Source organism: Aquimarina sp. AU58 (genome assembly GCF_900312745.1).
Classification (GTDB): Bacteria; Bacteroidota; Bacteroidia; order Flavobacteriales; family Flavobacteriaceae; genus Aquimarina; species Aquimarina spinulae.
The window spans coordinates 105,011-119,615 of record NZ_OMPD01000013.1; the positions used below are offsets into that span (position 1 = coordinate 105,011).

Here is a 14,605-nt window from a genome sequence, read left to right on the forward strand (position 1 = left end):
CTAGTTGCTGTAGTTTGCTAACTTAAGTTCATTTCCATCAAAAACACCATACGTATAATGAGTAATCCAGTCTCCTAAATTTATGTATTGAGATTGCTTGTTTAATTGTATTTCCATAGGAAGATGTCTATGTCCAAATACAAAATAATCTCTGTGCTTACTTTCTAATTTTCTTTTGCAATATTGTACCAGCCACTCGTTATCTTCTCCTAAAAAAGTCACATCTTCATCTCCCGAAATTAATTTATTTTTTACAGAAAGATACTGTGCCAGTTTTACTCCAAGATCTGGATGCAACCATCTAAAAAACCATTTTGCTACAGGATTGGTAAACACTTTTTTCATTCGTTTATACCCTTTGTCTCCAGGGCCTAAACCGTCCCCATGGCCAATAAAAAAAGTGGTGTTGTTAAAAGTAAACTCCTGGGGTTTATGATACACAGGAATATTTAATTCTTCTTCAAAATACCCGTTCATCCATAGGTCATGATTTCCTACAAAATAATAAACTGGGATTCCAGAATCTGTAATTTCTGCTAATTTTCCCAATGTTCTGGTAAATCCTTTGGGAACCACAGTTTTATATTCGAACCAAAAGTCAAAAAGATCTCCTAACAAGAAGATAGCACCTGCATCTTTTTTAACTTCGTCTAACCATTTTACAAATTTTTGTTCTCTGGGAAAACTCTTTTCTGATGTTGGAGCCCCCAAGTGATTATCACTTGCAAAATATATTTTTTTCCCTTCAGGAAGGTTCATAGGTATAATTTAAAAGGTAAAGGTAAGAAAAGGACCTAAGATTTAAATGATCTATTCATTATCTGATGCATACCACTCTGCAAATGATGTTTCGGTTTCTTGAAGTTTTAAAGAAAATAACGTAATACCTTCGGGCAATCGAGAGGTAATCTTTTTAGCAAAATCAATTACCATATTCTCACTGGTAGGTTGATAATCTACCAAAATTACATTATGCCCTCTGTCTTTTAATTCTTTTGCAAGTTCTATATGTGGTGTGTTTTTGTTAAATACTGTTGCATGGTCAAAAACATCTTCAATATCTTCTTTTACAATTCTTTTAAGATCCCCAAAATCAATCACCATTCCTAATTTTACATGCGAAGTATCTGTAATCGGTGTTCCAATTACAGTCACACTTAGTTTATAGCTATGACCATGAACATTTCTACATTTACCATCATACCCATATAAAGCATGTCCGGTTTCGAAAGAAAATTGTTTCGTGATACGAATTTTACTCATCGTTTACTTTGTGATTTTTGACAAAGTTACGGAAGATTATCGTCTCTTTCTCTTATTTATAAAGTAAACCACAACCAGAACAATTCCTAATAACAGGAACAATCCATTACCTCCTAAAAAGTTTAGTATATCCATTATTTCTTTAGACTTTTATTTATAACTCAAGTTCTACATAAGAAAACAACGTCATTTTGAGTGTTTTCTTATAAAAAACTAATAAAAGCGGGCAAACCCGCTTTATAATCTAATACTGCTAGATGATATACGATCTAAAAAAGTAAATCACTATACATTATATATTAACACATAGATTTACATGCAGCTAAACTTGCCGCACAATGAGAATGACCGTCCTCTCTACAATCTACAAAGTCTTGTCTGCATTCACGCAAACAACTATTTGCTCCTCCATTAATACTTGATTGCTCCGTTTTGTTTAATGATTTAACATCATTACGATTTAAAATGTTTTTTAACATGGTTATAGGTTTTAATTTGTAATCATGTAATGTAGGTAAAATATAGGTGTACAACAAATTTCTCTTTTCAATTGAAGCATGTTTTTCTATTGGTTTTTTGCGTGAGGGATAGTAGCGGTTACCCCACAGTCTGACAGAAAGGAAGTACGAGGAGTAAAAGTGAATAGCCCGACCCTTTGGGTCACGCTCAAAAGACATAAAAGAAGATAATCCAGGTTTAATGATGAAAACTTTCCTTTTCATACGAGGCGAACCTCAAAGTATTAAATGAGTCATCCTAAAATAAGTTGACACAAATTCGACTTATTTTAGGACGAGACATTTAATGCTAAGTGAAATACAATCTAAAAAAGTAAATCACAATACACAATCATTAACACGTAGATCTACATGCAATATAATCTGCCAGACAGTTAGAACCTCCACTACCTAGACAACTAATATAGTCTTGTCTACAAGCAAGAAAACAACTACTTCCTCCATTAATACTTGATTGCTCTGTTTTGTTTAATGACTTAACATCATTACGGTTTAAAATGTTTTTTAACATAATTAAAGGTTTTAAATTTGTAATGATGTAATGTAAAGAAAATAACAAAGGTAAAATTGAGGTTTACCGTAGACTCTGTTATTTTTTAAATTTTTCTAATGCTTTTTTAGTAAATTCTGAAAGTACTAACTCTCCAGAAATCGCTGCTCTTTCTATAAGAAGTTCTTCCCAGTGTTCTGTTCCTCTCCAGTTTACTTTTTTCATTTGTTGTATTGCTTGTGGATTATAACCAGCAAGTTTTTCGGCAAATAGTTGTATTTCTTTATCCAACTCTGTTATAGTTTCAAAAACACGGGCATACAATCCTTGTTCTTTTGCCCAATATGCATTTTTCCACTGTGATGCATCCCATGCAAGAGTTTCAAAAGCAGCTAATCCTATTTTTCTTGATACTGCCGGCTCTATTACAAAGGGGCCTATACCAATGGTTAATTCACTTAATTTAATCGATGCAGCTTCTGTAGCCAAGCAGTAATCACAAGCAGATGCTAATCCAACTCCTCCTCCTACAGTTTTACCTTGTACTCTTCCTAGGATTGGTTTTTTGCATTTTCGCATGGCATTAATCACATTTGCAAACCCAGAAAAGAATTGTTTTCCTTCCTCGAGATTTGTTATTGCCATTAGTTCATCAAAAGAGGCTCCTGCACAAAATGCCCGGTCTCCTTCTGATTTAAGAATGATTACAGACACCGATGTATCCTTTGATAATTCATCAAAAGCTTTAGCTAATCTCGCTAATAATTCTGATGGAAAAGAATTACTGGCATGGTGGCCAAATTCTATCGTTGCAATGGTATTTTCGATATGAGTATATAAACTTCCGTTAGATCTTGGTATCATTATTGTTGTAACTTTTATAGTAAAAGTAACTAATACCAACTGAAGATTAAAATACCACACATAATTATTTTGGCTGGTATCATTCACCCATCTGGTGACCCCTGTATTAAAATTGTTTAATGAACAATCTTAATACAATCAAATGGCTTATTTCTTAGTAAAAATTAATTGTAATTATCTAAAATATAACACGTTTATATTTATAGAGATGGTTCATAAAAAATATATAAAGAAGATGTTAGAAGAGTTTTTTGAAAAAAACAGATTACGAATAGGGATTTTATTAATCCTTATCTATGCTCCATTATTATTTGTCCTTATTTATCCTTTTTAAGAGATCAAGGGCAAGAACTTATTTCTAAACTTTATGACTAGTGCTACTCCTCTAAAAAGTGCCCAAACCGTAAATGCTATCCATATCCCATATAGCTTTAAATCAAAAAAGTTACATAAATAAAGAGTAGGTATAAATCCTAAGAATGTTGCTCCTAATAATACATTTCTTAAATACTTCATTTCACCCAGGCCTTTAAAAATTCCATCAAAGACAAAAGCCAGACCATTAATGGGTTGTACAATCAAAACAATAAAAAAGACACTGTAAAATGTTTCTAACACTATGGTTTCACTGGTAAATACTTCTCCTATTGCATCATAAAATATAAATCCAAATATTGCCAAAATCAAACTCACACCAACACCATAAGTGCTTACACGCTTACCTAATTTCCAGAGGGATTTATAATCTTTTGCCCCTAATAGTTTTCCGCCAAGAATATTACCTGCTCCTCCATAACCATCAATAAAAAAAGCAGTAAACATCCAGATATTCATTGCTATCGTATATGCAGCTATATATTCGTCTCCATATTCTGTAGCATTAGACGTTGCAAAATATAATGCTGTATTTAATGCAATAGATCGTACAAATAAATTAAGACTCATAGTAACCAGTCTACCCAATTCTTTATTTAATGGGAAACGTAACTTGAGACTTACATTGGTTTTGGTCAACAATAATATGAAAACGATGACCGCCATTAAGAATTGTGAAATTAAACTTGCCCATGCTGCCCCGCTAATTCCCATTGGAGTAATAAAACCTTCAATCCCATAGACCAAAATAAAATCTAAAACAATATTGGCTACTGCACCGATTACGGCAACAATCATTGGCCAAAATGTATTTTGTAGTCCTCTAAAAATACCAAAAACAGCAAATGTGAATAATGTTAAAGGAAATCCCCAAACTCTGATATCATAGTAAACCACGCAATATTCTAAAATTAAACCAGAAGCATTGTATAACTTAAAAATTTCTTCTACAAAGAAAACAGTAGAGATCAATACAAAAATACTAAGGGCTACATTAAAGAAAATGGCTTGTGCAGGTAATGTTTTTACTTCTTCAATTTTTCCTGCTCCAAGGTATTGAGAAATAATAGCAGATATTGCACTTCGGGTTTGCCCGAGAATCCAAATTAGTGCAGACAAAAACGACCCTACAATACCTACTGCCGCAAGGGATTCGGTGCCATATTCGGGAATATTACCCACGATAGCGGTATCGGTTATCGATAATAATGGTTCTGCAATACCAGCAACAATAGCCGGGATTGCCAGTCGGTTTATATTTTTAAAACCAATTACCTTGCTCATAGAATGAGTTCATAACAGTGAAATGGGTGTTCGCTTTGCTTTGGAAAATAGATATCTTCCAAACGTTGATACCCCCTGGTTTCATAAAATTTCTGATTTCTTTTATTTTGACTAAAAGTGTCTAATCTTACCGATTGATATTGATTTTTTCGGGCATATTCTTCTCCAAAATCCATTAGTTTTTGAGCATATCCCTTTCCCCAATATTCTGGATCAACCGCTACGCGATGTATATAGAGATTATTGGTATTGGCCGTTAACCATGTTACGGGAATATATTCTTCATCTATTAGATCAGTAAGTACAATAATTCCTTTGATATGGTCTTCTTCTTCGAGGATATATAGTTCTTGTAACTCAACATCTTTTTGAAAACGTTCTTGGGTAGGATAGTGCTCATTCCATTGATAGATGCCATTAGCTATCATTGCTTTGGCACAAGCTCGAGTCAATGTGTAAATAGCATCCAGATCAGATAATACTGCTTTACGAATCATATTTTTTTGGAAAGCAGCAAAAATACTAACTTTATATTGCAGTTAATAATCAATGGTTATATTTAAAAAAACTTTAAGAAAAAAGCTCTTTTAGATCATTAGAAAAGCTTTAAAAATAATATTATATCAAGAAATGAGTTAGTAAAAGGTCTAAAATTGTAATTTTACACACTGAAACACAAATCATAATAATTAATGAAGAATATATTGGTTCCTTTGGGCTTGTCTGAACCTTCAATTAGTATGGCCAGACTTCAATATGCTATAGATTTTGCAAAAGAACTCAAAGCAAAAGTTTATGTAGTAGAGGTTTTTAAAGAATTACCCAGATCTGGTAGTCTTCCCTCTGTAAACAAAACGCTAAAGGAAATCACAGCTTCTTCTATAGAAGAAAAAATAGCAAAAATTGACAAAAAAGGAGTAGAAGTAATTGCCTTACCATTAGAAGGAGAACTTCTTGAGGCTATCCCTAAGTTTAATTTACAACACTCTATAAATTTACTCATTTTGGGGGCAGAGGTTAAGGATATTAAAGATCCTTATTTTCTTGGTCCAATTTCGGGTAGTCTTGTAAAAAACACAGAAATCCCCGTATTGATTATTCCTCAAATGTATACTTTTTCGCCTATCAAAAAGATACTAATGGCGGTTAAATCTGGTATCGTAAAAAAGAAAAATGCGTTAACTCCCGTAAAGGAAATTTTAAGTACTTTTGATGGTGATTTAAAATTGCTTCAGGTAAAAACAGCAAATTTCTTAGCTGAAGATTCTAAATTTGACAAAGATTTAGGAGAGATTACCTCATCCTATAAATCGTCTGAAAATGCTACCTTATTTCAAGGAGTTTTAGAACATCTTAATGAGAATTATCCAGATCTTATTTGTGTTTTTAGACGGAAACGAGGTTTCTTTGCAAAGCTTTGGGAAGAAGATGCTGTTCTCAAAAAAGACTTTGATAGTAGAATCCCTTTATTAGTTTTAAGAGGATCGGATTAAAAATATTAGGGATGTAGCTTCCCAAAAATGCTACGCTCATTGGGACAGGTACTTTGCCACTCCTCTGTGAGAAAAATTGGGGATGTAGCTCAGCTGGCTAGAGCGCTTGACTGGCAGTCAAGAGGTCGTGGGTTCGAGTCCCATCTTCTCCACAAAGAAACAGAGGTCTGCACAGTAGTGCAGGCTTTTTGTTTTTCTAGAAAACTCAGAAATAGTAAAAGACATTATACCTATATTAGAATCTAGTGATTAGCTTCAATACATACTAATCCCTCATTATTTCTTCCAAAAAGAACCGCTTTCTTTCCTTTATATGTAAATGGTCGTATTACTTTTACATCTCCTTTAATTAAGATACCACTTTTAGCTGCCGGAACAGGAACAAAACTATGCCCTCCATTATTTTTAAGTAACAATCCGTAACCGGCATCATTTCTCGGAGTTTCAATTTCTGATTGATATAAGTTTCCGGCAACAAGAATATCCTTTAATCCATCATCATCAAAATCATCAATATGAATATCGTTTATAGAAGATAGCTGTGCTTGTTTCGGAAGTTCTATAATGTTGAATTTTCCATCTCCTAAATTTTCTATAAAAACAGAAGCAAATGTATACGCTTTGGCATGTAAAGCCTTCTCTAATTTTTCTTGCCCATATACCTGAACCAGGTCGGCAGAACCAAAACCTTCATAGGTTGGAAATTTTTCTTTTATAAATGGCATTTGAAGCGAGGTACATTCTCGACCACGAAGCGGAAACAAATCTCCATTGTTATAATATCCCAATACAATATCATTGGTCCCATTATCATCAAAATCATGTGCATAAATCTCGAAAGGTTCTTTGGCAGACGCTTTATATTTATAATTTAATCCTAAGTTACCTACTACATAATCCATATCTCCATCCTGATCAAAATCAGCACTATTAATCGAATTCCACCAACCATTGGTATGCTCAAACAAGGTGGTATTTTTTTTAAAAGCTTGATCTGTATTTCTAAATACTGTTATAGGCATCCATTCTCCAACTATAACCAAATCAGATAAGCCATCCTGATCAATATCTGTCCATGATGCATCTGTGACCATACCGATTTCAGATAATTCTGGAGCAATCGTTTCGGTAATATCTTTAAAAACACCATTGTTGTTTTCTAATAGATAATTTGCTGCGGGATAAGGATATTTTTGTGGTGTATGCCTACTCCCAACAAATAGATCCAGGTCTCCATCCTGATCATAATCAAATGGTTTTATACAGCTACCACTGGATGCTATCTTTGGTAATCTATTATTTTCTTTAACAAAATTTCCATTCGTATTTATATATAAACGATCCTGATACATCCTATGATTTGCTGGCCATTCATTCCCGCCACTTACCACGTATAAATCTAAATCGTTATCACCATCCACATCAAAAAATTGGGCAGACACATCTTCAAAAACTTTTTCTTTTTCCCATAGCGTACCGCCCAAAGATTGAAAAGAACCATTAGGTTGTTGTGTATATAATGCTGCCGGGTGATCTTTTGCTCCGCCAATATAAAAATCATCCAATCCATCCATATTTATATCTCCAACAGCAAGTGCAGGACCAAACTGAGACATTTTATGTGGTAATAAACTTTCTTTTGCAAAGTCATCATATTCATTTTCGATATGCTTATGGATTATATTTATGTCTTTTGTACTATTTGTAAATAGTGCTGCCACAGCATCTTTCTTTTTTTTATTTGTAAGAGTGGCATCGTTGTGATTAATAATGATTCTTTTGTTAATTTCTGGGTGGTTAATCACCTCAACTTTGTTATCTGGCCAGGTTATCGTGACTTTCTGTACCTCGATATTATTATCCAATCCGACATGTATAACAGGTGCTACTGCAGATTGATATCCTCTTGTGGGATAGTTTTCGAATATTTGAGTTGTTTTTTCTGTTTGTATTGCAATACGCGTACCTATTCCAAAGGGGTTTTGGGAGTCTCCTTTAAACTGAAACTGAACATAATTCTTATTCCTGGTATTATTTTGTAGAATAGTGGCTTCCTGATCAATATTATTAATAACCAGATCTAGATCTCCATCGTTATCTAAATCTGCATAAGCTGCACCATTAGAAAAAGTAGGACTATCAATTCCCCAGGATGTTGATGTTTTTGAAAAAGTTAAATCCCCGTTGTTTTTAAAAAAATAATTTCGGGTTTTTCGTTGTGGCGTTTTACGAACTAATTCTTCGATTACTTTTTTTATGCTTTCTTTATTTTTCTTTGCTTGCTCTAATCGTTTTAGTTTATATTTTCTAAAATCATTATTTCTAAAATCTCTCTTAAGGCCATTGGTAATAAACACATCTTTTAATCCATCATTATCAAAATCTGCAAATAGTGGTGCCCAACTCCAATCGGTATTTGATATTCCTGCAAGGTGTGCGATTTCACTAAAACATTCATCAGAATTGTTAAGCTGTAATGCATTAAACATATATTGATAATGAAATCCATTATCGACAGCATGGTTAAATGCTTTTGGGTTCATCCCACTCATACTGGTTTTGATGCCATAATTATCTTCGGCTACCATATCTAATGAAATGATGTCTAACAGCCCATCATTATTAAAATCTGCAATATCGGTTCCCATCGAAAAATTAGAAGTATGCCCAATAGATGATTTTATTTTTTCTGTAAACGTGCCATTTCCAGTATTAAAATAAAGGTAATCATGTTCGATATAATCATTTGCTACATATATATCGGGCCACCCATCTTGATTAAGATCTCCAATAGAAACTCCTAAACCAAAGCCTAGAGAATTTTGTATGATTCCTACCTGATCAGAAACATCGGTAAATTTTCCTAAATTATTTTGATACAATCGATCTCCTACCAAGTCATTCTTTTCACTTTTATAGTCTTCTGGAGTATTGGTGTTAATAGGAGATACATTATGGTTTAATAAAAACATGTCGAGATCACCATCTTTATCATAATCAAAAAATGCAGCTTGTGTACTATATCCCGAAAAATTAAGCCCATATTGGGTCGCTGCTTCTGTAAATGTCCCATTTTGATTATTTATAAAAAGCTCATTTTCCCGATTTTCAGCCTTTCCTTTGCCCGACTTGCACACATAAATATCTAACCAACCATCGGCATTGATATCTACCATGGTGACTCCTGTTGTCCATCCAAAAGAACCTTTTACTTTTGCTTGTTTTGTATGGTCTTCGAATCTAAAATCACCCTTATTGATATAGAGCTTGTTTTCTTTAAGATTGGAAGTAAAATAAATATCGGATAATCCATCATTATTAATATCTCCTATAGCAACGCCTCCACCATTATAGAAATATTCATATACCATACTATTCATAGCACTACTCTCGGGTATTTGGTTTATGAAATGAATCCCCGAATGATCTGATAAAACCGAAGTAAATAATGGTTTACTTATTTCAGAATGCGAATTTTGTTGAGAAGTCTCTTTGTCGTGGCATGACACCATTAGGAATATGCTTATTATAACTTTAAGTATCCTTATCATTTTACTGTTTGTGACCATAATTATATAGTGTATAATAGCATAAACACCTAAAAATAATAAAATTCTTAGGTGCTTACTAGTTCTAATAACTAACTCAACTTTCGGTTTTTTTTTACCATCCAGGATTTGGTTTAAGATTGGTATTAATATTTATTTCCTGTAATGGTATGGGGTATAAAATATGTTTATCCTGAAAATTCTCTGCAAATGGTTTATTGTGATTTTCTAGTGTTGTTTTTATCGATTCTGTGGCTGTACTTCCTCTTTGCCATCTATAAAGATCAAACCAACGAATACCAAATTCCATGGCTAACTCAACTGGGCGTTCATGATGTCGAATTTGATCTCTTAGTTGGCTTTGAGTCATTGTTCCTAATGGAGCAGCTTTGCCTCGCTCTCTAACTTTATTGATCTCTACTATCGCTTGATCTGTTTTCCCATTTTCATTCAAAGCTTCGGCATACATTAGTAAAACATCGGCATATCGAATTAAAGCAATGTTTGTTCCATTATAAAAACTTACATCTTGATTAAAAGCATACTTTTTGAAGTATTTAGGGTGGTTAAGATCACCAGATACAGCGCTATATGCAACAACTGCATCTGCGTCTCTACTATACATTTCAGAATTAGGATCGTCAAAGAAAATACTTTCGTATACTCTTTCACTAATTTCTCCTCCGGTAGTTAAATCTGTTTTCATTTCTTCAACCAACCAATCAGAAGGGTAGAATAATTCCCACCCACCAAAGGCATAAGGAGAAACCTGAAAGTTAAAAACCTGTCGTTCGTCATTCCCATTAGCACGATCTCCAGAAAACTGAATCTCAAATATACTTTCATTTCCATTTTCGGCAGCCCCATTAAAATTATCTGCATAATTCGTTAATAAAGAATATCCCATACCGGTTACTTCTCCTAATTTGACTTCTGCCTGGCTCCATTTTTCTTGAAACAAATATGCTTTACCCAATAATGCTTTTGCAGCACCTTGTGTAGCTCTTCCTTTCCATTCTGATGAATGTTCTGTCAATAAATTTGGTTCTGCTTCTGTAAGATCTTTTTCTATCTGCTCCCATATTTTATCTGGAGTTACCTGAGACACAAAAAGACGATCTAATTCTGTTTCATAAGTGGTTACCAAAGGCACATTTTCAAAACCGGTTACCAGCCAAAAATAGTATAGTGCTCTTAAGAATTTTGCTTCGGCTACAATCGTATTCTTATCTTCCTGAGATAGCGCTTGCATTTCTGGAATTCTTTGTATGATCTGATTGGTACGCCCTATACCTGCATAGCTACTTTGCCATATATTGTATGGACCCGTATCTTCTGTGGTATTAGAGAAACTTGCAAGGGATCGGCTATATGTTTCTGCTGTATTATTGGTCACATCATCGGCTCGGTATGCCATTGCAGTATACACTTCTTCGAAGAAAGCCCATTTACTCCCACTCGCGCTATGCATTGCTCCATAAGCAGTCGTTAGAGCCTGTAACGCATGTTCTTCTGTCTGCCAAAAACTAGAATCGGTTAAATTCTCCTTATTAGCAACATCTAAAAAATCATCACTACAAGAATGTAGTATTCCTATACCTAGAACTATAATTAATAAATAACTAATTTTTTTCATTGTTCTGTTTTTTAATTTTTTTTCTAACTATTACATCGATACGTTAATACCGAAAATAAAGGATCTGGTTAGTGGGTAGAACCCTCTGTCAACACCTCTATTAAATGTTCCTCCATTTCCCAGACCTGGATCAAAACCTGAATAATCTGTAATGGTAAATAGATTATTGGCAGTTGCATAAACTCTGATTCTCGAAACAGGAATCTTACTTATTGCAGATTCTGGAATCGAATATCCTATTTGTAAGTTCTTTAATCTTAAGTATGATCCATCTTCTAGAAAATAACTAGAAGGTCTAATGTTATTATTAGGATCACCAAATGCATTTCTTGGAATATTGGTATTTGTATTCTGTGGTGTCCAGGCATTAACTAAATCAGAAGACACATTATTCCTATCTGTTCTATACAACCACATTTTTACACCATTGTAGATTTTATTTCCCTGGGTTCCCTGAAAGAATACACTAATATCAAAGTTTTTATATTTCGCATTAAGAGTTAATCCATATTCAAAATCAGGAAGTCCACTTCCCATATATTTTTTATCATCATCGTTTAATTCACCATCTCCATTTACATCGGTAAATCGTAAATCTCCCGGAGCAGCATCTGGTTGAACTCCATGTGCATCAATTTCTGCTTGATTTTGAAATATTCCATTGGCTTCATATAAATAAAATCGACCGATTTCTCCTCCTACTTCGGTACGAGTGGTAGGGAAATTATTAAATTCTATAAAACCATCAGTACGAGCTTCGCCCTCTACTCCAAGCTTTGTAATTTTATTTTTTGAAGTACTTAGGTTTGCGGTAACATCAAAAGAAAAATCTTTGTATTGTTTACTACTATAGGTAGCAGAAAACTCCCATCCTTTATTTTCTAAATCTCCTGCATTAGTCAAAGGGTCTGTGGTAATTCCTGAAGTACCAGGAACTTTAGTAAACACCAACATGTCTGTAGTCTTGGCATTAAAGTAATCAAAAGAAGCTTTGATTCTATTATCTAATAAACCAAGGTCAATACCGACATTGGTAGTTGCCGTTTCTTCCCATCTAATATCGGGTGTTGGTAGCGAAGTAGCAATTGCACCAGATAATATCGCTTGTGTTACATCCTCTCCAAATGGATAGTTTAATTGCTGTCCTCCAGAACCAATCCTTGCCAAAAATAAATGATTAGGGATAAGTTGATTTCCTAATGTACCATAGCTAAAACGAGGTTTTAGTTGAGTAAACAAATCCGACTTAAAAAAGTTTTCGTTATGAACTGCCCAACCCAATGAAACCGAATAGAAAGTACCATATTGATTCTTAGAACTAAAGCGTGACGAACCATCTCTTCTGGCACTGGCCTGCACATAATATCTATTGGCATAATCATAACTTAGACGACCAAAAATAGATTGTAATGTACTAGAAAAATTTCGACCAAAAGAAGAAGCATCTCCTATCCCGGCGCTTAGCGCTTGTATTGCATCAGATGGTAATCTATTATTGCTACCTCCCGCCGAGTTAAACACATTTTCTTCTTTAGAACCACCGACAAGGACATCAAAATCATGATCTCCAAATGTTTTGACATAATTTAACGTATTGTTTAATGTCCAACTAGTAGTCCTTGATCTGGTTTCAGATAAAAAAGGATCTTCATTAATAGACTGTGGTCCAAAATTATATGCTGGCTGAAAGAAAAAGAAGTGCTCGTTTTCTACATTTAATCCATATTGAAATTGATAACTTAAACCATCAAATAATTTTAAGTTGGCTGCAATATTAAATTGAGTGTATTCATCACGATCAATACGATCGGTTAATTCTCCCTGACCTATTGGATTTCCCGAACCTAAACCAGTTGCTGGTGTAGCAAATCCATTTAAAGAATTTGCATCATAAATTGCTTTATGAGGTAATTGCGAATAGATGTTTAGAAATGGAGAAAAGCTAGCGTTACCTCCATCAAGGGGTTCAAAAATACTTCGTCTTTTTTCTTTGGCATAGGCCAAACCAGGAGAAATCTTCAAACGGTTATCCAACAATTTGATATCCATATTTAATCGGGTATTAAACCTATTGAAATCTGTATTAATCACAGTTCCTGAATTGGCAAAATAACCTGCAGAAAAATTATAAGTTGTATTTTCAGAACCTCCAGAAATTCCAATATCATGTTTCTGCTCAAAAGCGTTTTTATAATAAGCATCAGCCCAATCAGAGTCTGCATACTGTTCTCCATTGGTAAGATATGGAGCAGGAGTTTCTCCTACATTAGCATATGCTTGGAGTTTTATCTGATCGTGTTGAGCTCTATTTGCTACCTCTATATTATCATTAATAGAATGTGTACTTATATATGAGTTTACTACAACCTGTGGGTCTCCTCTTTTTCCTCTTTTTGTAGTAACAATAACTACTCCATTAGAGGCTCTAGAACCATAAATAGTAGCAGCAGACGCATCTCTAAGAATACTTATATTTTGGATATCGGCAGGGTTTACATAGGATAAATCTCCCGGAACCCCATCAATTACAAATAAAGGATCATTATTATTTACGGTACCCATACCACGAATCCTAATTACCGGAGCACTCCCCGGAGCACCACTGGCTATTGCTACATTAAGCCCAGCTACTTGCCCTTGCAAAGATGTTGCTATATCGGCAGTAGGTATTTTTTGTATCTCTTCTATATTTACCGAAGTAATGGCAGCGGTTAATTCTGATTTTTTTTGTGTTCCATAACCTACCAAAACTACCTCTCCCAAGCTCTGGGCGTCTTCTTCAAGGCTAATGTTGATTATTGTTTGATTTCCGACCAGAACTTCTTTAGTTACAAATCCTAAATATCTATATACTAATGTTGTTTGCGAATCGGAAACTTCAATTGAATAATTTCCATCGAAATCAGTTTGTGTTCCCTGAGTTTCGTTTCCTTTAATTGTAATTGTAACTCCTGGTAAAGGAGAACCGCTACTATTTTCTGAAACATTACCTGTTATTACTGCATTTTGCGCATAAGTATTAGCGAATCCAAATAGAGTAAGCCCAAGAAGAGTTAAAAGAAATGAATAGCATTGGTTTTTCTTTTTTTTTGCTTCCATAATCACATTGTTTTTTGGTGATAATCCCCCATTTT

11 protein-coding genes and 1 tRNA gene are annotated in these 14,605 nt (G+C 34.1%); 2 read left to right on the forward strand and 10 right to left on the reverse strand.

The window, feature by feature from the left end:
* The 7 genes from DK441_RS10825 to DK441_RS10850 all read right to left on the reverse strand — a co-directional run bounded on the left by DK441_RS10825 (position 1) and on the right by DK441_RS10850 (position 5,291).
* A complete protein-coding gene (locus DK441_RS10825) occupies positions 1-759 on the reverse strand; it encodes a UDP-2,3-diacylglucosamine diphosphatase (RefSeq protein WP_109098744.1) in 759 nt (252 codons plus the stop codon).
* A gap of 51 nt (positions 760-810) precedes the next feature.
* Positions 811-1,263 (reverse strand): 6-carboxytetrahydropterin synthase, encoded by a 453-nt coding sequence (locus DK441_RS10830; protein WP_109098745.1) that lies wholly within the window; start codon positions 1,261-1,263, stop codon positions 811-813.
* Positions 1,264-1,562: 299 nt separating this feature from the next.
* A complete protein-coding gene (locus tag DK441_RS10835; protein ID WP_109098746.1) occupies positions 1,563-1,985 on the reverse strand; it encodes a hypothetical protein in 423 nt (140 codons plus the stop codon).
* Positions 1,986-2,115: 130 nt separating this feature from the next.
* On the reverse strand, positions 2,116-2,292 hold the full coding sequence (locus DK441_RS26540) for a hypothetical protein (RefSeq protein ID WP_160112047.1): 177 nt from the start codon (positions 2,290-2,292) through the stop codon (positions 2,116-2,118).
* A gap of 78 nt (positions 2,293-2,370) precedes the next feature.
* A complete protein-coding gene (locus tag DK441_RS10840; RefSeq protein ID WP_370444311.1) occupies positions 2,371-3,135 on the reverse strand; it encodes an enoyl-CoA hydratase/isomerase family protein in 765 nt (254 codons plus the stop codon).
* Positions 3,136-3,465: 330 nt separating this feature from the next.
* A complete protein-coding gene (locus DK441_RS10845) occupies positions 3,466-4,794 on the reverse strand; it encodes an MATE family efflux transporter (protein ID WP_109098747.1) in 1,329 nt (442 codons plus the stop codon).
* Entirely contained in the window at positions 4,791-5,291 is a 501-nt protein-coding gene (locus DK441_RS10850) for a GNAT family N-acetyltransferase (RefSeq protein ID WP_109098748.1), read from the reverse strand. Before DK441_RS10850 ends, DK441_RS10845 begins: the two co-directional genes overlap by 4 nt.
* 195 nt (positions 5,292-5,486) lie before the next feature.
* Between DK441_RS10850 and DK441_RS10855 the strand changes: the two genes are divergently transcribed.
* Together DK441_RS10855 and DK441_RS10860 are read left to right on the forward strand one after the other, a co-directional pair.
* Positions 5,487-6,287, forward strand: a complete 801-nt coding sequence (locus DK441_RS10855) for a universal stress protein (protein WP_109098749.1) — start codon at positions 5,487-5,489, stop codon at positions 6,285-6,287.
* 78 nt (positions 6,288-6,365) lie between these two features.
* Positions 6,366-6,439, forward strand: a tRNA-Ala gene (locus tag DK441_RS10860).
* A 90-nt stretch (positions 6,440-6,529) separates the two neighbouring features.
* Here the strand turns inward: DK441_RS10860 and DK441_RS10865 are convergent.
* From DK441_RS10865 to DK441_RS10875, 3 genes are all read right to left on the reverse strand, one after another.
* Entirely contained in the window at positions 6,530-9,838 is a 3,309-nt protein-coding gene (locus DK441_RS10865) for a VCBS repeat-containing protein (protein WP_160112048.1), read from the reverse strand.
* Positions 9,839-9,950: 112 nt separating this feature from the next.
* Positions 9,951-11,471, reverse strand: a complete 1,521-nt coding sequence (locus tag DK441_RS10870) for a RagB/SusD family nutrient uptake outer membrane protein (protein WP_109098751.1) — start codon at positions 11,469-11,471, stop codon at positions 9,951-9,953.
* 30 nt (positions 11,472-11,501) lie between these two features.
* Positions 11,502-14,570 (reverse strand): TonB-dependent receptor, encoded by a 3,069-nt coding sequence (locus DK441_RS10875; RefSeq protein ID WP_109098752.1) that lies wholly within the window; start codon positions 14,568-14,570, stop codon positions 11,502-11,504.
* Positions 14,571-14,605: the final 35 nt, after the last annotated feature.